The 23,592-nt window shown below is 70.0% G+C and carries 16 protein-coding genes; 6 read left to right on the top strand and 10 right to left on the bottom strand.

Annotated features, from left to right (window positions below; genetic code table 11):
• Positions 1 to 27 precede the first annotated feature (27 nt).
• The 4 genes from QTI17_RS01105 to QTI17_RS01090 all read left to right on the top strand — a co-directional run bounded on the left by QTI17_RS01105 (position 28) and on the right by QTI17_RS01090 (position 4,536).
• The gene (locus QTI17_RS01105) at positions 28 to 1,320 is read left to right on the top strand and encodes an aconitase X (RefSeq protein ID WP_286530517.1); all 1,293 of its coding nucleotides are present in this window, start codon (positions 28 to 30) and stop codon (positions 1,318 to 1,320) included.
• On the top strand, positions 1,317 to 1,778 hold the full coding sequence (locus QTI17_RS01100) for an aconitase X swivel domain-containing protein (protein ID WP_286530515.1): 462 nt from the start codon (positions 1,317 to 1,319) through the stop codon (positions 1,776 to 1,778). The genes QTI17_RS01105 and QTI17_RS01100 overlap by 4 nt, the downstream gene beginning before the upstream one ends.
• Positions 1,775 to 3,475: a dihydroxy-acid dehydratase gene (gene ilvD / locus QTI17_RS01095; protein WP_286530513.1), complete on the top strand. Its 1,701-nt coding sequence runs from the start codon at positions 1,775 to 1,777 to the stop codon at positions 3,473 to 3,475. The genes QTI17_RS01100 and ilvD overlap by 4 nt, the downstream gene beginning before the upstream one ends.
• 89 nt (positions 3,476 to 3,564) lie before the next feature.
• On the top strand, positions 3,565 to 4,536 hold the full coding sequence (locus QTI17_RS01090) for a Bug family tripartite tricarboxylate transporter substrate binding protein (protein ID WP_286530511.1): 972 nt from the start codon (positions 3,565 to 3,567) through the stop codon (positions 4,534 to 4,536).
• 21 nt (positions 4,537 to 4,557) lie between these two features.
• Here the strand turns inward: QTI17_RS01090 and QTI17_RS01085 are convergent, their stop codons facing one another.
• The 3 genes from QTI17_RS01085 to QTI17_RS01075 form a co-directional block, all read right to left on the bottom strand.
• Entirely contained in the window at positions 4,558 to 5,034 is a 477-nt protein-coding gene (locus tag QTI17_RS01085; protein ID WP_286530509.1) for a MarR family winged helix-turn-helix transcriptional regulator, read from the bottom strand.
• Positions 5,035 to 5,104: 70 nt separating this feature from the next.
• On the bottom strand, positions 5,105 to 6,070 hold the full coding sequence (locus tag QTI17_RS01080; protein ID WP_286530508.1) for a PDR/VanB family oxidoreductase: 966 nt from the start codon (positions 6,068 to 6,070) through the stop codon (positions 5,105 to 5,107).
• A 3-nt stretch (positions 6,071 to 6,073) separates the two neighbouring features.
• Positions 6,074 to 7,126 (bottom strand): aromatic ring-hydroxylating dioxygenase subunit alpha, encoded by a 1,053-nt coding sequence (locus QTI17_RS01075; RefSeq protein ID WP_286530506.1) that lies wholly within the window; start codon positions 7,124 to 7,126, stop codon positions 6,074 to 6,076.
• 290 nt (positions 7,127 to 7,416) lie between these two features.
• Here QTI17_RS01075 and QTI17_RS01070 point away from each other — a divergent pair, with 290 nt between their 5' ends.
• A complete protein-coding gene (locus QTI17_RS01070) occupies positions 7,417 to 8,316 on the top strand; it encodes a caspase family protein (protein ID WP_286530505.1) in 900 nt (299 codons plus the stop codon).
• 79 nt (positions 8,317 to 8,395) lie between these two features.
• Entirely contained in the window at positions 8,396 to 9,580 is a 1,185-nt protein-coding gene (locus QTI17_RS01065) for an amylo-alpha-1,6-glucosidase (RefSeq protein ID WP_286530504.1), read from the top strand.
• Position 9,581: 1 nt separating this feature from the next.
• Here QTI17_RS01065 and QTI17_RS01060 read toward each other — a convergent pair whose 3' ends face one another.
• The 7 genes from QTI17_RS01060 to treS all read right to left on the bottom strand — a co-directional run bounded on the left by QTI17_RS01060 (position 9,582) and on the right by treS (position 23,578).
• Positions 9,582 to 10,010: a hypothetical protein gene (locus QTI17_RS01060; RefSeq protein WP_286530502.1), complete on the bottom strand. Its 429-nt coding sequence runs from the start codon at positions 10,008 to 10,010 to the stop codon at positions 9,582 to 9,584.
• A 48-nt stretch (positions 10,011 to 10,058) separates the two neighbouring features.
• Positions 10,059 to 10,337 (bottom strand): hypothetical protein, encoded by a 279-nt coding sequence (locus QTI17_RS01055; protein WP_286530500.1) that lies wholly within the window; start codon positions 10,335 to 10,337, stop codon positions 10,059 to 10,061.
• Positions 10,338 to 10,439: 102 nt separating this feature from the next.
• Positions 10,440 to 15,467, bottom strand: coding sequence for a malto-oligosyltrehalose synthase (gene treY / locus QTI17_RS01050; RefSeq protein WP_286530499.1), 5,028 nt, complete (start codon positions 15,465 to 15,467; stop codon positions 10,440 to 10,442).
• Positions 15,460 to 17,313: a malto-oligosyltrehalose trehalohydrolase gene (gene treZ / locus QTI17_RS01045; protein ID WP_286530497.1), complete on the bottom strand. Its 1,854-nt coding sequence runs from the start codon at positions 17,311 to 17,313 to the stop codon at positions 15,460 to 15,462. The genes treY and treZ overlap by 8 nt, the downstream gene beginning before the upstream one ends.
• Complete coding sequence (glgX, locus tag QTI17_RS01040) at positions 17,310 to 19,445, bottom strand: glycogen debranching protein GlgX (protein ID WP_286530495.1); 2,136 nt, start codon at positions 19,443 to 19,445, stop codon at positions 17,310 to 17,312. The genes treZ and glgX overlap by 4 nt, the downstream gene beginning before the upstream one ends.
• On the bottom strand, positions 19,442 to 20,215 hold the full coding sequence (locus tag QTI17_RS01035) for a mechanosensitive ion channel family protein (RefSeq protein WP_286530494.1): 774 nt from the start codon (positions 20,213 to 20,215) through the stop codon (positions 19,442 to 19,444). The genes glgX and QTI17_RS01035 overlap by 4 nt, the downstream gene beginning before the upstream one ends.
• 33 nt (positions 20,216 to 20,248) lie before the next feature.
• Entirely contained in the window at positions 20,249 to 23,578 is a 3,330-nt protein-coding gene (gene treS, locus QTI17_RS01030; RefSeq protein ID WP_286530492.1) for a maltose alpha-D-glucosyltransferase, read from the bottom strand.
• Between the last annotated feature and the right edge of the window lie 14 nt (positions 23,579 to 23,592).

The raw sequence follows: 23,592 nt of genomic DNA, 5'->3' as shown, positions 1-23,592 counted from the left end.
TCGAACCCTCCAGCGAGACAACAGGCGATGTACCTGACCGACGACGAGAAAGCGATGCGAGACGGCAGCGGTGGCGCCGCGGTGCAGAAGGCGATGGACCTTCTGGTGCGCTATGGCGAGGCACTGGGCGCCGAGCGGCTCGTGGAGACGCGCAACGTCTGCGCCACCATCACGTCGACGACGCCGTTCCAGCGCGATTTCGCGTTGAAGCAGGGGGGCATGGACGCGGTGTTTTCAGAGTTCAGCCTGGACAGCCAGGAGGTGGTGCCGATCCCGAAGTTCAAGGTCTTCACGAGCCACCTGCAGCTCGGCTTCGATCCGGGGCAGCCCGAGCGCATGGGCGTGAGCGAGGACATCGTGCGCTTCTACGAGAAGAGCGAGCGCCACGCGGCCGGACTCGGCGCCCAGATCATGAACACCTGCACGCCTTACCAGGTCGGCAACATCCCGACCCGCGGCGAACACTGCGCCTGGATGGAGTCGTCGGCGGTGATCTACTGCAACTCGGTGCTCGGCGCGCGCACCAATGCCGAAGGCCGGGAGAGCACCGGCGCCGCGATGCTCACCGGCCGCATCCCCTACTGGGGCTACCACCTCGACGAGCATCGGCTCGGGACCCACGTCGTCGAGCTCGACATCGAGATCGAGTCGGTGCAGGACTGGGGCCTGCTCGGCTACTTCATCGGCGAGCAGGTGCAGGACCGGGTGCCCGTGGTCCACAGCCGGCGCGGCATCGGCCGGGTGCCGAACCTGCCGCGGCTCAAGCACTTCGGCGCCGCGGCCTCGTCGTCGGGCGGCGTCGAGATGTACCACGTGGTCGGCGTGACGCCCGAAGCGCTCAGTCTCGAGCAGGCCCTGGGCGGCCGCAAGCCGGCGCAGGTGCTGCGCTATGGCGAGGCCGAGCGCCGCGCCACCTACGAGACCATCAACGCCACCGCCCGCAGCGCGGACATCCAGTACGTGATGCTCGGCTGTCCGCACTACACGATCGAGCAGATCTGGGAGGCGGCGCAACTGATCGAGGGGCGCAAGGTGCATCCCGGTTGCGAGCTGTGGATCTTCACGCCGCGCGCCATCAAGTCGCTGGCCGACCGCAACGGCTACACCAAGATCATCGAGGACGCGGGAGGCATCCTCATGACCGACAGCTGCTCGGCCATGAGCCGCGCGGTGCCGAAGGGCACGCAGACCGTGGCCCTGGATTCGGCCAAGCAGGCGCACTACCTGCCCGCCATCCTCGGCGTGCAGGCCTGGTTCGGCAGCACGGCCGAATGCATCGATGCGGCCTGTACGGGGCGCTGGAACGGGAGCCTGGCATGAGCGGACAGACACTGGGCGGTCAGACCCTGGTGATCCGCGGACGCAAGGTGGTCGGCGGCGTCGCCGAGGGCGAGGCGATGGTCACGCGGGACCAGATCTCGGGCTGGGGCGGCATCGATCCGCGCACCGGCACGGTCGTCGAGACGCGCCACTCGCTGCGCGGCCAGAGCTTCGCGGGCAAGGTGCTGGTGTTCCCGGGGGCCAAGGGGTCGTCGGGCTGGTCCGCGATGTTCCACGTCGCGCGGCTCATGAACACGGTGCCGGCGGCCTTCCTGTTCAACGAGATGACCACCAAGGTGGCGCTCGGCACCGTGGTCTCGCATTCGCCCTCGATGACCGACTTCGACCGCGACCCGCTCGGATGCATCGAGACCGGCGACTGGGTGCGGGTCGATGCCGACCGCGGCATCGTCGAAGTCACGAAGAAGAACAAGCACAACCCGGAGACCGCACCATGACACGTCCGCTGCGCAGCAATTTCCCGCGCGGTTCCTACCTCTGGTCGGTGCGCAATGCCCATTGGCGCGCGCTCGGCATCCCCGAGGAAGACTGCGAGAAGCCCAAGATCGCGGTCGTCAACAGTTCCTCGGAGCTTGCGGCCTGCTTCAGCCATCTGGACCAGGTCGCGGTGCAGGTCAAGGACGCGATCCGCGCCGCCGGCGGGGTTCCGTTCGAGATCCGCACCGCCGCGCCGAGCGACTTCATCACCGGCGCCGGAGCGCGGGGCGCCTACATGCTGGCGGCGCGGGACCTCGTGACCAACGACATCGAGGTCGCGGTCGAGGGCGCGCAGCTCGATGGCATGGTCTGCCTCACGTCTTGCGACAAGACGGTGCCCGGGCAGTTGATGGCGGCGGCGCGGCTCAACGTTCCGACCCTGCTGGTGCCTTGCGGCTACCAGCCCAGTGGCGAGTTCCGGGGCCGCCACATGGACATCGAGGAGGTCTTCATCGGCGCGATGCATGCCGTCACCGGCACGCTGCCGGTCGGCGAGCTGATCGAGATGAGCCGCGAGGCGATCCGCGGCCCCGGCGTGTGCTCCGGCCTGGGAACCGCCAACACGATGCACGTCGTCTGCGAAGCGCTCGGCCTGGCGCTGCCGGGCAGCGCGCCGGTCGCGGCCCTGAGCCCGAAGATGATGGCCGATGCGCGTGCGGCCGGGGCCCGCATCGTGCAGATGGTGCGGGACGACCTGAAGCCGCGCGACATCCTCACGCCTGGCGCGTTCGCGAACGCCGTGCGCGCGGTGCTCGCGATCGGCGGCTCGCTCAACGCGGCCAAGCACCTCCAGGCCGTGGCCACCGAAGGCGAATGCGGCGTCGACGTGTATGGCCTGTTCGAGCGGCTCGGGCCCGAGACGCCGGTGCTCGCCGGCGTGCGCCCGATCGGCGGGCACAGCATCGAGGAATTCGAGGCGGCCGGCGGCTGCCGGGCGCTGATGAAGCAGCTCGAACCGCTGCTCGACACCGGCGCGCGCACGGTCAGCGGCGACTCGGTCGCAGGCAACCTGCGGGGCATCGAGGTGGCGGATGCGGAAGTCATCCGGCCGATCGCCCGGCCGGTCGCGCCGCGGCCCGCGATCATCCTGCTGCGCGGCAACCTGGCGCCCGAATCGGGCCTGATCAAGACCGGCATCGTCGAGCGGAAGGTGCGCCGCTTCAGCGGTCCGGCGTTGTGCTTCTGGAGTTCCGACGAAGCGATTGCGGCGCTGAAGCAAGGTCGCATCCGTGCCGGCCAGGTGGTGGTCATGCGCGGTGCCGGAGCCTGCGGCGGTCCTGCGATGGGCGGTGGCGCCTCGCGCGTCGTCTTCGCGATCGACGGCGCCGGCCTCGGCGACGAGGTCGCGCTGTTGACCGACGGCCATCTCTCCGGCCTGGTGTGCAAGGGCCTGGTGGTTGCCGAAGTCTCGCCCGAGGCCGCGCTCGGCGGACCGTTGGGACTGCTCGAGGACGGCGATATCGTGACCATCGATCTCGACGCCCGCCGTCTCGACGTCGCCCTCGACGAGGCCCAGCTGCAGGCCCGCCGCGCGGACTGGCGCGCGCCGCCGCTGGCCCATCACACCGGCTGGCTGCAGCAGTACCGGCGCAACGTCGGTCCGCTGTCGCAGGGGGCCGTGCTGGTACAGGCGCAGGAACCCGTGCCGCCCGGCTAGGCCCTTTGCGGCGAGCCGTCCGGCTCTCCCGTTCCGCTACCCATGCCCGACTTGGCGGCGCCAGGTTTGTCAGTCGCAAGGAGACAGAGATGCAACGCAGGACGATCCTCCGGTGGGCTGCGCCCATCGCCGCAGCGCTGGCGCTGCCCCACGGCGCGAGCTGGGGCGCGGAAGCCTATCCCGAGAAGCCGGTCCGGTTGATCGTCGGCTTCGCGTCCGGTGGCGGCGCCGACGCCATCACGCGGATCATGGCCGAGGGCCTGTCGCGGCAGCTGGGCCAGCAGGTGGTGGTCGAGAACCGGCCGGGTGCCGATGGCGTGCTGGCGGCGCAAGCCGTGAGCGGCGCACGGCCCGATGGCTACACGCTGCTGATGGGTACCAACACCGCGATGGTGGCGGCGCCGACCTTGCGGCCGAATCCGCCCTACGACCCCTTCAAGGCCTTTGCGCCGATCAGCAGCGCAGGCCAGTTCTCGATGTTCCTCGTGGTGCCGGCTTCATTGCCGGTGAAGAGCGTCGGCGATCTGCTGGCGATGGTCGCGGCCCGGCCCGGCGCCTACAACTCGGCGTCCAGCAACAGCGCTTCCGAGCTCGCGATGCTGCAGCTGCTCGGCGGGCGCAAGGTCGTGAACGCACGCTACAAGGGCGACATGCAGGCGATGACCGATCTGCTGGGCGGGCAGGTGCAGATGATGTTCACCACCGGAACACTGGCGCCCGCCTTCGTGCGCGACGGCCGCATCCGAGCGCTCGTCACGCTGCAGCCGCAGCGCAGTGCGCTGCTGCCCGACGTGCCGAGCGCGGGCGAGCTCGGGCTCGGCAAGCTGACCATCACGCCCTGGGCCGGTTTCTTCGGGCCGCCCGGGCTGCCGGCCGGGATCACCGAGAAGCTGTCGGCCGCGCTGCAGCAGACGCTGAAGGACCCAGCGGTGCACGAGCGGCTGACGCAGCAGGGCTTCGAAGGCTATGGCATGAGCCCGGCGAAGTTCGCCGAGTTCTTCCGCGCGCAGCACGACGCTTTCGTCTCGACGGTGCGCGAGCACGGCGTCAGTTTCGAATAGGGCGCGTTCGCCCTGCGCCGGTCAAGGCCGGCGCTTGCGCAGCGGCGCCCGGCTGCGTTCGTTGTTGAGGCTGACGAACTTTCGCAGCAGGCGCAGCAGCTCGCTGCTTTCGTTCTCGGTCAGGCCTTCGAGGAGGGTGTCCTGCAGTGTCTGGATCGGCACGGAGAGATCCTGGATCAGGCTGCGGCCGTCGTCCGTCAGGTGCAGGCTGCGCTGTCCCCGTGCGCCCACGTGGCGGGTGATGAGTCCCTTGGCCTCGAGCCGGGCAGCGATGTCGGCGCAGGACGAGGTGTCGATCGCGACCTCTTGCGCCACGGTCAGCTGGTCGAGCCCGGGCCGCTGGCCCAGCAGCATCAGCATGGCGTACTGGATCGGCGTCACCTCGCGGCCGACGACGTCCAGGAAGACCGACACCGAGATCTGGTGCGCCCGCCGTATGAGGTGGCCGGGCTGCTGGTCGAGGTCGATGAAGGCTTGAGCGTCGGTGGGGGTCGACATGGGCGAGGGAGAGGGAAGAGAGGGCGCCGCCGCTGGCGAGCGGCGCCCGATTGTCCCACCAACCCGAGCCCTAGATATCGAGCACCAGCAGCGGCGAGCGCGAGCGCGAGCAGCAGGGCGTGAACTGGTCGTTCGCGGCCTGCTCTTCGGGCGTCAGGTACAGGTCCTTGTGCTCGGGTTCGCCCTCGAGCACGCGCGTGAGGCAGGTGCCGCACACGCCCTGTTCGCAGGAGACCTGGATCTCGACCCCGGCTTGTGAAAGCGCCTGGACGACGGTTCGGTCCGCCGGCACGCGGATCACGCGCCCCGAGCTCGCGAGCTTGACGTCGAACGCGCCGTCGGTCGCTGACGCCGCGACCTCGGCACCGAAGAACTCGAAGTGCAGCCTCGATTCGGCCCAGCCCGCGCCGCGCGCACGCGCGAGCACCCAGTCGATGAAGCCCTTCGGTCCGCAGACGTAGAGATGGGTGTCGGCCGGCGCGGCCGCGAGCGTGCGGTCGATGTCGAGCTTCTGCGCGTCGAGGCCGTCGTCGAAATGGAAGCGGACCTGCCCGGCGAACGCGGCCGCGGCGATGCGGTGGCGGAACGCCGCGCGCTCGGGCGAGCGGGTGCAGTAGTGCATGTCGAACGACCGGCCGGCCGCCGCCAGCTTTTCCGCCATGCTCAGCAGCGGCGTGATGCCGATGCCGCCGGCCAGCAGCAGGCTGTGCGGCGCCTCTTCGTCGAGCGCGAAGTGATTCCGCGGCGCCGCGATGCGGAGCAGGTCGCCCTCGTTGACCTGCTCGTGCATGGCGCGGGATCCGCCGCGCGAGGCCGGATCGCGCAGCACGCCGATCAGGTAGCGGTGGGTCTCGCTGGCGTCGTTGCACAGCGAGTACTGGCGCGTGATGCCGGTCGGCAGGCGGACGTCGATGTGCGAGCCCGCCGAGAACGCCGGCAGGGCGCTGCCGTCGGGCTGCACCAGTTCGAAGGCGCAGATGTCGAGTGCCTCGGCGGTCTTGCTCGCCACGCGCACGTTCAATTCGATGGCTTGCATGGCTCAGGCGCCGGCAGCGGCGACGTTTGCCGGTTCTTCCTGCGCGATGAGCCGCTCGATCACGCGCCGCGACTGCACGCCGCCGGCGTCGATGTTGAGCTTGAGCAAGGAGCGGGAAGGGTGCGCCAGCAGGTTGCGCTGTTGCCGCTCCAGCATCTCGAGGTCTTCGCCGAAGATCTTGCCCTGGCCTTCGCGGATCGTGGCGGTGAGCTCGGCGTCCCCGGGCTTGAAGTTGCGCGCCATGCCCCAGAAGTACCAGATCGAGGTGTCGGTCTCGGGCGTGATGAAGTCGACCACGATGCTCGATACCTTGTGTGCCGGATCGGCCTCGTAGCCGCCCTTGCCGGCATGCGCCACGCCGACCTCGATCATCACGTGGCTCGGCGGCGTGAAGCGGCAGATCTGCCAGCGGTCGACCGGCACGTCGTCGGCCAGGCCGTTGCCGCGCAGGGCCATGCGCCAGAAAGGCGGCGCCGACACCTTCTCCATGAAGCGGCTCGTGATGACCTCGTCCCCGTCGACGCGGGTCTGGGTCGGCGTCTCGTCGATCTCCTTCTGGCCGATGCTCGATGCATGCACGTAGGTCTCGTGCGTGAGGTCCATCAGGTTGTCGATCATCAGGCGGTAGTCGCACTGGATGTGGTACAGGCCACCGCCATAGGCCCAGTCGGGGCTTTCGGCCCATTCAAGGTGGTGCAGCTTGGAGGCATCCGCCTCGCTGGCCTGGCCCGGCCAGATCCAGACGAAGCCGTAGCGCTCGATCAGCGGAAACTTCCTGATCGGCGGGAAGCCGCGCACGCGCTGGCCCGGCATCGCGACCGTCTTGCCGTCGCAGCCCATTTCAAGCCCGTGGTAGCCGCAGACCAGCTTGCCGTCGACAACGCGGCCGAGCGACAGCGGCGCGCCTCGGTGCGGGCAGAAGTCCTCGAGCGCGACTGCGCTTCCGGCGCTGTCGCGGTAGATCACCAGCCGCTCGTTGCAGATCGTTCGACCGAGCGGCGCATCGGTCACTTCGTCGCTCGAACAGGCGACGTACCAGGCATTTTTCGGGAACATCGTCGGAACTCCTTCAAGGTATCGAATCGGGGGAGGCGGGATCTCGCCCTCGGCGAGACCGGCATCTGTGTCACGCTTCATCGTTGTCGATCAGTATACTGATTGTGAATCAGGAGAAGGCGCCGCGGATCAGGGTTTTCCCTGCGAGACAAGGCGCTTCGGGGAGGGTCAGGGCGGAGAACTCGACGCAGATCGCCCTTTCTCCGCCCGCGAATCGCGCCTATCATCGCGACCCCGGCGGCCGCTCGGCTGCCCTCGATCTCCATCGAGCACGCAAGAAGGGGGACACCATGGCCGCCAAGAAACCCAAGCCGGGCAACGATGCCACCGCGCTGTCGCTGCACATCGGGCTCAATGCCGTGAGCGCGGCCGCCTACGAGGGCTGGGATGGCCCCCTGGCGGCATGCGAATTCGATGCCTCGGACATGGCGGCGATCGCCAAGGCCAAAGGCATGACGTCCACCTTGCTGCTGACCAAGAAGGCCACGCGAGCGAATGTCCTCGCGGCGATCCGCGGCGCGGCCAAGGCGCTGCAGCCCGGCGACCTGTTCTTCATGAGCTACTCCGGCCATGGCGGCCAGGTCCCGGACATCGACCATGACGAGAAAGACCGCAAGGACGAGACCTGGTGCCTCTTCGACGGACAGCTGATCGACGACGAGCTCTACTTCGAGCTCAGCAAGTTCGGCGCCGGCGTCCGGATCCTGGTGCTTTCAGACAGTTGCCACAGCGGCACCGTGACACGCGACCGGCCGCCGATACCGCCGCCCGGAACGCGGGCGCGCCTGATGCCCGCCGGCGTGGCGATGCGCGTCTACGAGGCGCACAAGGCCTTCTACGACAAGCTGCAGAACGATGTGGCGAAGGCGGCCGGCGGCCAGGTGACCGATCCCGACGCGGCCCTGTCCCAGGTGGGCACGGCCGGCCAGGCGTCGACTGTCATCGGCGAGTTCAAGCCTTCGGTGATCCTGATGTCCGGCTGCCAGGACAACCAGGTCTCGCTGGACGGCGACCACAACGGCGCCTTCACCGAACAGCTCCTGAAGGTCTGGAATCACGGGGCCTTCGAAGGCACCTACGGCAGCTTCCACGCCCGCATCCGGGCCGGCATGCCCGCCAGCCAGTCCCCCAACCTCTTCGTGCTGGGCCCGGCGGCCGGCTTCCTCAAGCAAGCGCCCTTCGCGACCTGAGCGGCAACGCCGGGGCAGGTGCCCGCGCCTGCCGCGAGAATGCGTGCTCCGCCGCTGGTTGGCGGCGAATCACGAACGCATGACCTACCCCGATGCCCCCACGCTCGCGCAGATCGATGCCTGCGCCGAAGCCTCGCTCGACCTCCTGCAGCGCAACCTGACGCCGCACGGCATCCTCGCGGCCACCCGCACCGAGGCGGCGGTGGCCCGGCGCTACACGCGCATCTTCGGACGCGATGCCGCCATCTGCGTGATGGCGATGTGCGGCAGCGGCGTGCCGGCGCTGGAGCAGGGCGCGGTAGCCAGCCTCGACGCGCTGGCGGCGCAGCAAGCCGGCAACGGCCAGATTCCCAAGTACGTCGATCCCGAGGGCCGCGATGCCGACTTCTGGTACCTGGGATGCATCGACGCCACCCTGTGGTGGCTGATCGCGGTGGACCATGTGCGGCGCCACGGCCAGGTGGGCGCCTCGCACTGGCAGGCGGAGGTGGATCGCGCGCTCGGCTGGCTGCTGGCGCAGGAGCACCAGCACTTCCGGCTGCTGCAGCAGAACGAGGCCAGCGACTGGGCCGACATCATGCCGCGTTCCGGCTATGTGCTGTACACCAATGCCCTGTGGTACGAGGTCAAGCGCCGCTTTGCGCTCGACCATGCCGAGGCCACGCTGCATCACTCCAACCACCTGTTCAACCCGTTCCAGCGCGACCTGCCCGAGTACCATCGGGCGCGCCTGCTGCGGCACTATGCGCGTCGCGGCCGGCGCGATCCCGGCCTCTATCTCAGCTTCGTGAATCTCGCGGTCGTCGGCGACGAGGGCGACGTGTTCGGCAACGTGCTTGCGATCCAGAGCGGGCTGGCCGACGCCTCGATGGCGCGCCGCATCGTGGACACCATCGCCGCCGCGGGCGCCGGCGATCCCTATCCGGTGCGCGTGGTGCTGCATCCGTTGTCGCGCCAGCACGAGCTCTGGCGGCCCTACATGGCGCGCCATCAGCAGAACATGGTCCACCAGTACCACAACGGCGGCATCTGGCCCTTCGTGGGCGGTTTCTGGGTCCTGGCGCTGGCCCGCCTGGGCTTGGAGGCGCAAGCCTGGTCCGATCTGGCCCGGCTGGCGAAGGTGAACGCGCTCGACGACTGGCGCTTCACCGAGTGGTTCCACGGCCGGACGCTGGCGCCCATGGGCATGCCCGGCCAGAGCTGGAACGCGGCCACCTTCCTGCTCGCCCGGCGCGCCTTGACGGGCGGCGCGGCGGCCTGGTGAGTCAGCCGGGGGACGACGGCGCCGGCCCGACCCGTCCGAGGTAGCGCGCAGCTTCGCCCGCTGTCATCTGGGCCTCGATCTGCGCGAGCTCCAGGCGTTCGAAGTCATGGGAGATCCATTCGAACAGGCGGGAAGGCGGCATGCGGTCGAGCGGGTCCTGGTCGCTCCAGCCCTGCAGCCGCTGCGGTGCGCTCTGGAGCAGCAGCTGGAGGAACTGGGCACGGGCCAGCATCACCTCGGAGCGCTCCTTGTCGTCCAGCACGGCAAAAAGGCGCATCGCCAGGCGTTCCCGGGCGGAGATGCGCGCGGGCACCTCCGGCTCCTTCGAACGGCCGCCGGCAACGCCCGACAGCTGGCTGCAGCTGAAACGGATCCTGGCTTGCGACAGCTGCTGGAGCAGCTGCAGCAATTGCAGGGCGGCGGGCGTCATGGCGCCGATTTCATGTCCGGCCGGCGGGGGCGCCCGTAGGACTCGGCCTCAGTGGCAGACGCCGATGTCCGACGTTTCGAAGTCGGCCGTTTCCAGTCGCACCGGCCGGCCCTGGGTCTCGCGATGCCGGGCGAGAGCCAGTGCGTTGATCAGGTCGGCGTTCATCAGATAGGCGTCGACCAGGCTGTCGCCGCCGCCGCAGGCGCCGAACAGGTCTCGCAGCGGGTCTTCGGCGATCTCGACGATGCAGCGCTCGCCGTCCGGGCCCTCGGGATGGATGGCGAAGCGAACGCTCGCCGTGTCGAAACAGTAGATGGCTTGGGTCATGTGCCTTGTCTCCGCGTCGGTGCGTGAGAGCACCGGGGAAGGATTATCAGACCGATGGCGATGCGGGAGCGGCACCGCACGCATTGCAATGTAGGCCGGCGCTTACAGTGGCTGCACCCGCGTCAGTACGGCGCCAGGAAAGGCCTGCAGCACGCTCGCCAGCGCAAGTTGCGGGCCGCCAGGCGGGTGCCGCAGGCCCGTCACTTCGTCGTCCATCGCCACGGTTCCGAGGCCGGCGGGCAGCTGTACACAGGTGTCGCCCCAGCCGGCCTCTCCGAGCCGTGCGAACAGGCGCACCACGATCACAACCAGCGCCCGGTCGTCGTGGCGGCGGGCGAAGGCGATGACGTGGCCGGCGCGTTCGCCGCGCACCTCGAGCGGCTCGTAGCTGCCATGCCGGAACAGCGCGGGCCAGCGCTGACGCAAGGCGAGCAGCCGCCAGGTCAGCCACAGCTTGGCCCGGCCGTCCGACGGCGTGGCCGCGAATCCGCTGACGGCCTGCGCCAGCGCGCTGCCGGAGGCGGCGGCCGCCAGTGCCTGCATGGCCTCCAGGAGGCGCTCGCGCTCGCCGTAGTCCACCGGCCGACGGTTGTCCGGATCGACCAGGCTGCGATCGATGAGTTCGCAGCCCTGGTACAGGTCGGGCACCCCGGGCGAGCTGTATTTGAGCAGCGTGAGGCTGACGCCGTTGAGCGCACCGAAGCGGTCGAGCGTGCCCACCACGCGCCCCAGGTCGGCCAGGAAGGCATTGTCGGGCCGCGGCGCCAGCACACCGCGCACGAAGCGTTCCAGCGCCTCTTCGTAGGCGGCATCGGGCCGGGTCCAGCTGGTGCCCGTCTTGCCTTCCCGGGCGGCCTTGTGCATGTAGCGCACGATGCGGTCCGCATAGGCGTCCGGTGCCTCGGGGTCGGAGGGCGCCACCGGCATCGTGCCCAGCAGCGTCTGGTAGAGCAGGTACTCGTGCACGGCCAGGACCGGGCCGCGCAGCGGCGAATTGAAGCGCGCCCAGCGCCGCAGCGCCAGCCGCCACAGGCCAGGCATCTCGGACAGCACGTCGATGCGCAGCCGCACGTCCTCGGCCCGCTTGTTGTCGTGGGTCGAGGTGGCCAGCATGGTCTGCGGCCAGCGCCGCTGACGGTCGCCGCTGGCTTCGTGGAAGGCTGCCACCGAAACGCCGAGCCGGTCGGGCTCGCCGCCGACCTCGTTGGCCGAGGCGAGCGGAAAGTAGCGGTAGAACGCCGTGTCCTCGACCCCCTTGGCCGCCACCGGCGCGCTGAACTGCTGGAAGCGGCGGGCGAAGCGCAGTGCCTTCCGGCGTGCCGCCCGGCCGGGTGTGGGGGCTCGCCCCAGCAGCGCTTCGCGCACGAACTCGAACACCGAGGGGTCGGGCAGCGCCAGCCGTTCGCGTGCCGCATCGATCGCCTGGTCGATGAAATGCCGATCCTGCTCGCTGACCTGCTCGTCGTTGTAGGTGCGATAGACCGTGAGGCTCGCCGCGACGGTCGCCAGCACCTCGCGCAGCGTGTTGAGCGTGTGGTCGCGCGTGCTGCGATGGGCCTTGCCGATGGCCAGCAGCGCGATAGCGAGTACCTCGAGGTCGGAGGCCAGCGTCACGCCGGCCACCTCGCGCTTGGCCTGGTAGACGATCTCTTCGAACGGTGCGCACTGCCCGGTGAAATTGCGCCAGATCCGCTTCAGCCGGTCGGCGGCGCGCTCGTCCACCAGCACCGCGTTGGCCAGGTTGGCGAAACGGTAGCCGGTGGTGCCGTGGACCGCCCACGACTCCGGCACCTCCTCGTTCGGCGCCGCGATCTTCTCGGCCACTACGTAGAGCGGCCGGTCGGGGCGGCCGTCGGCATCGACGCCGCGCGGCGGCAGGCCGGCGCGGGCGACGAAGCCGTCCTGCAGCCGTTCGAAATAGCGCGCCGGGTCCTGCAGCCCGTCGGGATGGTCGATGCGCAGCCCGTCGACCCAGCCGCGCGCGGCCAGGTCGAGCGCCATCGCATGCGTCGCCTCGAACACCGAACGGCGCTCGTTGCGCAGCGCCGCGAGTTCGTTGACGTCGAAGAAGCGCCGGTAGTTGATCTCGTCGGCCGCCGCCCGCCAGTGGGCCAGCCGCCAGGCCTGCGCCTCCAGCAGCCGATGCAGGGCCTCGCGTTGCTGCGGTCCGTTGAGCGCCTCGACAACGGCCGCGATCGCCTCCGCCACCGCGGGCCGGGCGGCCGCGAGCAGCGCCAGCTGGGCCTTGAGCAGCTGGCTGTCGCGCGCGCGCTCGGCCACGGCCCTGGGCTTGGTGCGGTGCATGCCGGGCAGATGGCGCAGCGCGGTGGCGATGCCGGCCAGCGGAGCGCTGGCGTCGCCCGCGCCGAGGTGTGCGCAGGCGCGCTCGAGCACGGCGGCGGTGCTTTCCGGGGCCAGCGGAAAGCGGTGCTCGAAGTAGCCGATGGCGAACTCGCCGGACTCGGCGTCCCACTGCAGCGACAGCTCGCCGCGTTCGAGCACCCGGCCGTAGGCGTCGCCGAGCACCGGCAGCATCACCTTGCCCGCCAGGTTCGGTGTCAGCGGCTGCCAGTCGATGTCGAAGTGGCGCGCAAAGCGCGAGGCCATGCCGTGCGCCAGCACGTCGGACCACCAGGCGTTGTCGTTGCCGAGCACCCCCATGTGGTTGGGCACCAGGTCGATCAGCTGGCCCATGCCATGGGCCCTCAGCGTCTTCGTCAGGCGCTCGAACGCGGCCAGGCCGCCGAGCTCGGGATTGATCTCGTCATGGGCCACGACGTCGTAGCCGTGCATGCTGCCGGGGCGGGCGCGATGGATCGGCGAACAATAGACGTGGCTGATGCCGAGCCGCGCGAGGTAGGGCACGATGCGCGCGGCATCGTCGAAAGTGAAGCCGCTGTGCAGCTGCAGCCGGTAGGTGGCGCGCGGCACGCGGGTGCCGGTCGGCGGGCTGGCCGCGTCGCGCGGCCGGCTGCGGGCGATGGCGGCGCACAGCCGCAGCACCGGCGTCCGGGCCCACAGGTCCTTCGGACCGCCGCCGTACTTGCGCTGCCAGTTGGGATGCTGGAAGGTGGTGCCGGGCAGGTTGGCCTGCTCCACCTCGCCGAGCGCGTCCTCGAGCTGCGCCATCATCACGCACGAAGGCGCCGCCGCCAGGAAGGCATGCACGGCCGCCACGGCATCGGCATCCAGCGTGCCAGCCACGGCCGCGGCCACGCTGTCTTGCGGCAGCGCCTGCTGCTGCCGCACGGCGTCGAGCAGGCCCGCGCGATCGCGCTTGCGCTGCTCGACCTGCTGCTCATAGGCCGCGGCGTCGGGAATCAGCCCCAGCTCGAAGCGCAGGCGCAGGTCATGGGCCGACCACCAGCCCGCGAGCGTCGGCAGGTCGTGGGTGCTGACCGCCACCACCGCTTCGCGCGGCCAGGACGCCGGTGCCCGGAAGGCACCGTCGGCCTCGCGCTCGAAGTACAGCAGCCGGTACGACTGCACGCCGCGGGTGCGCATCGCGTCGCGCATCGCGTCCGGCACGGTGCCGAGGTCCTCGCCGATCACCAGGCAGCGGTGGCGCTGGCTTTCCAGGGCCAGGATGGCCATCAGTTCGTCGACCGGATAGGCCACGTAGCTGCCGTCGCGCGGCGTGCCGGCGGCCGGGATCCAGAACAGGCGCATCAGCATCATCACGTGGTCGATGCGGATCGCGCCGGCGCCGCGCATGTTGGCGCGCAGGGCCTCGATGAAGACGGCGAGCCGACCTTCGCGCAGCCGGTCCGGGCGAAGCGGCGGCAGGCCCCAGTCCTGGCCCTGGGTGTTGAAGGCGTCGGGCGGTGCGCCCACCCGCACGTCGAGCGCGAAGCTGTGGCGATGGCGCCAGGCGTCCGAGCCGCCGCGGTCGACCGAGACCGCCAGGTCGAGGTAGAGGCCGACCGCCATGCCGAGTTCGGCGCAGCGCGCCGCCGCCGCTTCGAGCTGCCGGGCGGCCTGCCATTGCAGGTAGGCGTGGTAGCCGATGCGCTCGGCATGTTCGGCGGCAAAGGCGGCGACGGCGGCATTGCCCGGATCGCGATAGGCCTCGGGCCACGCCGGCCAGCCCCAGACGCTGGCATCGGCCGCGTGCAGGTGCGCCTGCAGCGCCTCGAACAGCGCGTGCTGCTGCAAGGCGACGCCACCGCGCTGCCGGAAGAGTGCCAGCGCGGCGACTTCCGCATCGTCCGCCGCGCGCTCGAGGAAGCGCCGGTAGAGCAGCTTCAGCACCTCGTGCTTGGCGGTCGAGACGCCTTCGTGGTCGATCAACGGCGCCGCGCGCAGGCCGGCCAGCCGGGCCTGGAAGGCCGGTGAGCGCACGCGCCGCTGCGCCGCGGGCGAGGCCCGGAAATCCGGCACCGCCTCGACATCGATGTAGAGCGGGTTGAGCTGGCCCCGCGACGAGGGGCTGTACGGGCTCTGGTGCGCGGGGTTGTGCGCGAACAGCGCGTGCAGGGGATTGAGCCCGACCACGTCCGCGCCCGCACGGGCGGCGCCGACGACGAAGTCGGCCAGATCGCTGAAATCGCCGAAGCCCCAGTTGCGCTCCGAGCGCAGCGAATGCAATTGCAGCGTGAAGCCCCAGAGCCGGCCGCCGCGCTCCAGCCAGGCCGGCTGGTGGCAGCGCGCGGGGGCGCAGACCAGCAGGGCATCGCCGGGTTGGTCCACGATGCGCAGGCGGTGGTAGCCGGCGGGCAGCGCCAGCGCGATCGGCAGCCGGCAGCGGCGGTAGCTGGTGCCCTCGATCTCGGCCTGCGCATCGACTTCCAGGGCGGCGGTGTCGACGGCGCCCTGGTGGCAGGCGCCGCTCTCGTCGTCCACCTGCCATTCGATCCGCGTGATTGACGCCGGCAGTTGCAGCATCACGCTGAAGTGGTCGCTGCCGGCCGCGACCGATTGAACCGGCGGCAGTGCGTGCTGCCACGACCGGCGCTCGGCGGCCGCCTCGGCGGCGGCGGGACCGACATCCGCCGGCAGGAAGCCGGCATCGCGCAGCAGTGCCGCGAGCGCCTCGGGCGCGACCCGATGCCAATGGCCAACGACGTCGTGGTAGCCGGTCGCCACGCCGTGGCGTTCGCAGAGACGCTGCAGCGCCTCTGCCTCATCCATCGCCGGGCTCCTCGAGGGTTGCACAGACGCCGCCCCTGGGCAGGCGCAGCAGGCCGCCGGGGGGCGCCGCATCGTCGACCCGCAGCCGGTGGATCACGCGGCCGGGCGGCCAGGCCAGCTCGGCGTCGTCGGCGCCGAAATTGGCGACCAGGTGCAACAGGACGCCAGGGCCGTCGTCGGCGCCGAGCCGCCACGCCAGCCGCAAGGCATCGCCTTCGCAGGACCACTGGTGCGCGCGTGCGCCGTCGGCGAGGCGGGGCATGAGTTCGGCGCGCCGGACCCGCAGCAGCTCCCGCGTGATGGCCAGCGCGGCGGCGTGGGGTGCCTGCGCCGCCTGCTTCGCATCGAGGCGCGAACCGGCGAAGGTGGCGGGGTCGTTGGGATCGGGAATGCGGGCCTGCGCCGCCTCGCCGGCAAAGGCGGCGAAGCGGCCGAACTCGGCGCGCCGGCCGGCCGTGACCGCGGCCGCCAGCTCGGGTCCGAAGTCGCAGAAGAACTGGAATGGCGTGGTCGCCGCGTATTCCTCGCCCATGAACAGCATCGGCGTGTGCGGCGACAGCAGCACGCAGCTGCGGGCGGCCATCGCCAGCAGCGGGTCGGCGAGGGCATCGATGCGCTCGCCCATGGCGCGGTTGCCGACCTGGTCGTGGGTCTGCAGGAACGAGACGAAGGCGCCCAGCGGCAGGTGGGTGCAGGGTTCGCCGCGGGCCTCGCCGCCACGAAACGCGGAGGGCTGCCCGCTGTAGATGAAGCCCTGCGCCAGCGCCAGCCCGAACTGTTCGAGCGGCCGCGACGCATAGTCGGCGTAGTAGCCGTCGGTCTCGCCGGTCAGCAGCACATGCGCCGCATGGTGCAGGTCGTCGTTCCATTGGGCGGTGGCGGCCAGCGCCGCACCGTCGTCGCCGCGTTCGAGCCGATGCGCCTGGTTGAGGTCGTTCTCGAGCACCACGTGGACCTGCCGGCGGCGGCCCGGGCCCTGTCGCAGTGCGTTGCAGATCTCCTCGACGATCGGCGGCGTCGAATCATCGCGGATGGCATGCACCGCGTCCATCCGCAGGCCATCGAAGCCGTACTCTTCGATCCAGTAGAGCGCGTTGTGGACGAAGAAGTCGCGCACGGTGCGGGCACCGGCGCCATCGAAGTTGATCGCCGCGCCCCACGGCGTCTGGTGGGCCGGGTTGAAGAATTCCGGGCAGTAGGCCGGCAGGTAGTTGCCTTCGGGACCAAGGTGGTTGTAGACCACGTCCAGCAGCACCATCAGCCCCAGCGCGTGGGCACTCTCGACGAAACGCCGGAGGTCGTCGGGGGTGCCGTAGCTGGCGTCCGGCGCGAAGGGCAGCACGCCGTCGTAGCCCCAGTTGCGGTGCCCCGGGAAATCGGCGAGGGGCATCAGCTCGACCGCCGTGATGCCGAGTTCGGCGAGGCCGGGGAGGCGGTCCCGGGCCGCCGCCAAGGTGCCTTCGGGCGTGAAGGTGCCGAGGTGCAGTTCGTAGACCACGGCCTCGTGCCAGGGCCGGCCGGTCCAGTCCGCGTCGCGCCATGCGTACGCCCCCGGGTCGACCACCTCGCTCGGGCCGTGGACGTCGTCGGGGTTCAGCCGCGAGGCGGGGTCGGGCACGCGCAGGCCGTCGGGCAGGCGGTAGCGATAGCGGTCGCCCGCCGCCGCCTGCGCCAGCCGGGCCTCGTGCCAGCCGTCCTCGGCGCGCTGCATCGCGTGGTCCTGCCAGCCGTCGCCGCGCGCCCGTTCGAGCACCACCCGTTCGATCGAGGGCGCCCAGAGACGGAAGCGCACGCCACCTTCCGCCAGCACCTCGGCGCCGAAGGGCATCGCATGACGGCGCTTCATGAGGCGGCCAGGCTGCGGCGCAGCAGCGCCAGCGAGCGGCCCTGCAGCGGATAGGTGGCCTCAGCCAGCAGCAGCGACAACGCGGTCTCGCGGGCGGTGTCGACCATTCGAGTCCAGCGGTCGCCCGGGCGGGTCGGCATCGTGAACGGCACGGGGTCGTGGTAGGCGTTGAGCAGCAGCAGGAAGTCGTCGTCGCGCTGCGGCTCGCCGCGCGGGCCGACGTCGGTGATGCCGGTGCCCGAGAACAGCATGCCGAGGCAGCGCACGTGCTCGCCTTCCCAGTCGGGCGGCGTCATCTCCTGGCCGTCGGGCCGCAGCCAGACCACATCCTTGGTCTCGCTGTCGCCGGCCGGCTGGCCGCGGAAGAAACTGCGGCGCCGGAACGACGGATGCTCGCGCCTGACGCGGATCAGGCGGGCGACGAAATCGCGCAGCGAGTCGGCCTCGGGCCGCGGCGTCCAGTCGAGCCAGCCGAGCGCGTTGTCCTGGCAGTAGACGTTGTTGTTGCCGTTTTGCGTGTGGCCGCGCTCGTCGCCCGCCAGCAGCATCGGCACCCCCTGCGACAGCAGCAGGGTGGCCAGGAAGTTGCGCTTCTGGCGTTCGCGCAGCGCGTTGATCTCGGGGTCGTCGGTGGGTCCCTCGGCGCCGCAGTTCCAGGACATGTTGTTGCTGTTGCCGTCGCGGTTGTCCTCGCCGTTGGCCTCGTTGTGCTTGTCGTTGTAGGAGACCAGGTCGTGCAAGGTGAAGCCGTCGTGGGCGGTGATGAAATTGATGCTCGCGTGCGGCCCCTTGCCCGACCAGCCGTACAGGTCCTGCGAGCCGGCCAGCCGGTGGGCGACGTCGCCCACCACGCCGGCGTCGCCCTTCCACCAGCCTCGCAGGCCGTCGCGGTAGCGGTCGTTCCACTCGGCCCAGCCGGGCGGGAAGTTGCCCACCTGGTAGCCGCCATGGCCCAGGTCCCAGGGTTCGGCGATGAGCTTGACCTGGTTCAGCGTCGGGTCCTGGCGGATGGCGTCGAAGAAGCCGCCGAGGTTCTCGACCTTGCCGGCCTCGCGCGCCAGCGCCGAGGCGAGGTCGAAGCGGAAGCCGTCGACATGCATTTCCTCGGCCCAGTAGCGCAGCGAGTCCATCACCAGCTGCAGTGCGCGCGGCTGCTCCAGGTTGACCGTGTTGCCGCAGCCGGTGAAGTCGTCGTAGTAGCGCGGCTGCTCGGCATTGGCGATGTAGTAGGAGGCGTTGTCGACGCCCCGCATCGACAAGGTGGGCCCGAGATGGTTGCCCTCGCAGGTGTGGTTGTAGACGACGTCGAGGATCACCTCGATGCCGGCCGAGTGCAGGGTCTTGACCAGGGTCTTGAACTCCTTCACCTTGCCCGAGGCGCTGTAGCGCACTTCGGGCGCGAAATAGGCCAGCGTGTTGTAGCCCCAGTAGTTCTGCAGGCCCTGTTCGGCCAGGTGGCGGTCGTTCAGGAAGGCATGCACCGGCAGCAGCTCGACGGTGGTCACGCCGAGGCGCTGCAGGTAGTCGATGACCGGCGCGCAGCCGAGCGCCGCGTAGGTGCCGCGCAGCGGCTCGGGCACGGCCGGGTGCTGCATGGTGAAGCCGCGCACGTGCAGCTCGTAGATCACCATGTCCTGCCATGGCACCTCGGGCCGGCGGTCGTCGCCCCAGGTGAAGGCGGTCTCGAGCACCCGGCCCTTGGGCATGAAGGCGGCGCTGTCGCGGCGGTCGAAGGACAGGTCCTGGCGCTTGCTGCCGACCGAATAGCCGTACAGCGCGTCACCCCACCGCAGCTCGCCGACCAGGTCCTTCGCATAGGGGTCGAGCAGCAGCTTGTTCGGATTGAAGCGATGGCCCTGCTCGGGCTTGTAGGGGCCGTGGATGCGCAGGCCATAGGCCATGCCGGGGCGTGCCTCGGGCAGGTAGCAGTGCCAGACGTCGTTGGTGCGCTCGCGCAGCACGATGCGCTGCCGCTCGTGGCGGCCCTTGTCGTCGAATATGCAGAGCTCGGCTTTCTCGCCGTGCTTGGAGAACACCGCGAAATTGACACCCTGGCCGTCCCAGGTGGCGCCCAGCGGGTAGGGCTTGCCGGGCCAGACGGCGGACAGCGGGGTGTGCGGGTGCTTGGTCATGGATGCGGGCGGTCGTCGTGCAAGTTCTGCGCCGGGCGGGCCGGCCATGGGTTGGAGGCTGGGGTCACGGCCGGGGCGCGCGGCGCCGGGCGCTCGGGCGGCCGCTTCTTCTTCGGCCACCAGTCCTCGATCCGGTCGGCTGCCCAGTCCTTGCCGGCCAGGCCGAAGGCCAGCGCCAGGGCGAACACGACGCCGCCGAGGATGATCAGGAAGCTCTGGCGCACGATGTCGCCGCCGATCTTGACCTGGTCGAGCGCGATCAGCACCACGAACAGCAAGATTGCGTACTGCGCCACCTTGCCCAGCAGCAAGGCGTCCTGGATGCCCGCATGGCGGCCATAGGTGGTCACGGCGTCGCCCACGAACTTGGCGAAGTAGGCCCCGAAGGCCAGCACCAGCATGGCCACGAAGACATTCGGCACGAACCACATCACGCGGGCGAGCAGGTCGGTGACGTAGCTCAGGCCCAGCCCGTTGAAGGCCACCACCAGCGAGGCCAGGATCACCATCCAGTAGGCCAGGGCGCCGAAGACCACGGTCGAGTCCGTCACCATGCCGCCCTGACGCAGGAAGTTGTCGATGCCGGCGCGCTCGGTCAGCACGTGGAAATTGATCGCATGCAGCCCGCGGATGACCGCGAAGCGCACCACCTTGGCGATCAGCCAGCCCGCGATCACGACCAGGGTCGCGAACACCAGCCGCGGCACGAAGGCGCCGATCTGGAACAGGAAGGCGCGCAGCGGCTCGAGGTAGAACGTCAGGGTGTCCATGGAAGCTCTCCGGGAGATTGGGGGGTCGGTCGCTCAGGCGCTCGCCGGGCCGTGGCCCTCGAGCAGCGCCAGGATGCCCTGCAGCGGCACCGGCACCCAGTCGACCCGGTTGCCGAGTTCGTAGCGCAGTTCGTAGAGGGCCTTCTCGAGTTCGAACAGGCGCAGCAGCGGCGGGTCGACCGCGCCGGCCTCGGGCGCCAGCGCCGCGGCGTAGCCGTCCAGGAAGGCTGCGCGGGTCTCGCGTTCCCAGTCGCGGGCGTCGGCGTCGAGCCGGGCCAGTTCGCCCGCGTTCTGCGCCGCGCGCCGCAGTGCGCTCCACCGCGCGTAGTTGAAGGAGCGCAGCATGCCGGCGACATCGCGCAGCGGCGATTGCTTGGCACGGCGCTCCTCGATCGAACGCGCCGGTTCGCCCTCGAAGTCGATGATCACGAAGTCGTTGCGGGCCAGCAGCACCTGGCCCAGGTGGTAGTCGCCATGGAAGCGCGAGCGCCAGCCCGCACCGCCCTGGAGCGGCAGGGCATCGACGAAAGCCTCGATCGCGCCGGGGCGCTCCAGCAGCCGGCGCGCATCCTCTTGCGTCGCCTGTGGCAGCCCGGCCAGATGTTCGCGCAATTGGACCAGCGTCGCCTGTCCCTGCGCGCGCACGCTGTCGCGCATCGCGCGCCGGTCGGGCTCGGTCATCGGTTCGGGATCGAAGGCCGGATTGCCGGTGCGCCGGCCGAGCGCGTTGTGCAGCTCCGCGGTGCGGCGGCCCAGGATCGCGATCAGGGCCAGGAAGGCCCCGTGCGGCGCGTCGGGCCGAGGGCCGTCGGCGTCGCGCAGTTCGGTCAGCACGCGCTCCAGGTAGTCCAGCGTCCAGCTCCATCCATCGCCCTGGTTCGGCACGTAGGCCTGCAGCAGCGCGAGGGTGAACACGCTGCCGTCGTCGCCCAGGTATTCGAGCGCGCCGGCCACCGGCACGCCGTGCAGGAAGCCGGCCTCCTCGGTCAGGAAACGCCCCATCTCGAGTTCGGGGTTGATGCCGCGGCGCAGCTGGCGGTAGCCCTTGAGGAACAGGGTCTCGCCGAGGGTCACGACGGTGTTGCTGCTCATGGCGGTCGGCCGGCTGACCGGCAGGTCCTGGATCGCGGAGAGCACCAGCTCGCGGCCCAGCGAGGTGGGCCGGAAATGCAGGCGGCCGTGCGCGGTCCGCATCTCGGTGTCGCCGACGATGCCGCGCACCAGCGCGCGGCAGAAGGCCTCGTCGAAGAAGGCGTCGCCCATCACGCCCACGTTGGCCTTTTGCCGGACCTTGGCGATGGCGGCCGGCTGCAGGCATTTCATGCGCTCTTCGTCGCGGTCTTCCCAGGCCAGCGCGAGCGGCATGAAATACGTCGCGGCCTCGGGCAGCCCCTCCAGATCGAGCAGCGGCAGCATCCAGCTCAGCCCGTCGATGTCCCAGATCGCCGAGTCCGCCAGCCGGGCCCGCGCGATGCGGCTGCCCTTGGACGCGTACCAGCGCTGGGCTTCGATGTGCGGTGGCAGCGTATCGGTCTCGAACTGCTTGATCAGCCGGTCCGCGAAGCCGATGCGCCAGGGCATCACGCGGTCCTTGAGCAGGCTGGTCCAGCCGTCGAACAGCACGATGACCGGGCGGTCGAGCAGCGCCACGCCCTCCTGGTGCCAGCTCGGCATCGGTGCCTCGTCGGCCAGCTTGAACCAGTAGAAGCCATGCGAGGGCAGGGTCAGCAGGTAGGGCAGTTCGCCGATCGGCGGGAACGAGGTGCGTCCGAGCATCTCGACCGGCACCCGGCCCTTGAAGGCAGAGAGGTCGAGCTCGACCGGCTGCGCGGCACGCGACAAATTGAACACCGACAGGATCGCGTCGTCGTCGTGCTCGCTGATGTAGGCGAGGATCTTCCGGTTGCCGGGCTTCAGGAAGGTGCGCTTGCCGCGGCCGAAGGCGCGGCTGGTCTTGCGCACCGCGAGCATCCGGCGGGTCCAGTGCAGCAGCGAGCTCTTGTCGCGCAGCTGGGCCTCGACGTTGACCGCCTCGTAGCCGTACATCGCATCCATGATCGGGGGCAGGTAGAGCCGCTGCGGGTCGGCGCGCGAGAAGCCGGCGTTGCGGTCGGGGCTCCATTGCATCGGCGTCCGCACGCCGTTGCGGTCGCCGACGAAGACGTTGTCGCCCATGCCGATCTCGTCGCCGTAGTAGATGATCGGCGAGCCCGGCATCGACAGCAGCATGCTGTTCATGAGCTTGATGCGGTCCTTGTCGTTGTCCATGAGCGGCGCGAGGCGGCGCCGGATGCCCAGGTTGATGCGCGCCTGCATGTCGGCCGCGTAGGTCGTGTACATGTAGTCGCGTTCGCGGTTGGTCACCATCTCCAGGGTCAGCTCGTCGTGGTTGCGCAGGAAGATCGCCCATTGGCAGCCTTCGGGGATCTCCGGCGTCTGCTGCAAAATTTCGACGATCGGGTCCCGGTCTTCCTGCGCGATCGCCATGTACATGCGCGGCATCAGGGGGAAGTGATAGGCCATGTGGCACTCGTCGCCATCGCCGAAATACTCGCGCACGTCTTCCGGCCACATGTTGGCCTCGGCCAGCAGGAAGCGGTCCTTGTAGTTGGCGTCGATCGCCGCCCGCAGGGCCTTGATGACCACGTGGGTCTCGGGCAGGTTCTCGTTCGAGGTGCCGTCGCGCTCGATCAGGTAGGGAATGGCGTCGAGGCGGAAGCCGTCGACCCCCATGTCGAGCCAGAAGCGCATGGTGCGGAACACCGCCTCGAGCACCTGCGGGTTGTCGAAGTTGAGGTCCGGCTGGTGGCTGAAGAAGCGGTGCCAGAAGTAGGCCTTGGCGACCGGGTCCCAGGTCCAGTTCGACTTCTCGGTGTCGGTGAAGATGATGCGCGTGCCCTGGTAGAGCTGGTCGGTGTCGCTCCAGACGTAGAAGTCGCGCTCGGGCGACCCCGGCGGCGCCATGCGCGCCGCCTGGAACCACGGATGGGCGTCCGAGGTGTGGTTGATGACCAGTTCGATCACCACCCGCAGTTCGCGCTTGTGGGCCTCCTCGAGCATGTCCTTGAAATCCTGCAAGCTGCCGTACTGCGGATGCACGTCCTCGTAGGCCGCGATGTCGTAGCCGTCGTCGCGCAGCGGCGACGGGTAGAAGGGCATCAGCCACAGCGTGTTGACGCCCAGGTCCTTCACGTAGTCGAGCTTGCTCGTCAGGCCCTGGAAGTCGCCGACGCCGTCGCCGTTGGAGTCGACGAAGGCCTTGACGTTGCACTGGTAGATCACCGCGTCGCGGTACCAGGTCGGGTCGCCCGAGGTGTCGATCTCGGTGGTTTCGAGCGCCAGTTTCGGCACGGGAGCATTCATGCGGCTTCCTGTTG

The sequence above is a fragment of the Variovorax sp. J31P179 genome, from assembly GCF_030316985.1.
Classification (GTDB): Bacteria; Pseudomonadota; Gammaproteobacteria; order Burkholderiales; family Burkholderiaceae_C; genus Variovorax; species Variovorax ginsengisoli_B.
The sequence above is the reverse complement of the archived record's forward strand: the minus strand, read 5'-3'. Positions and strand labels throughout refer to the sequence as shown.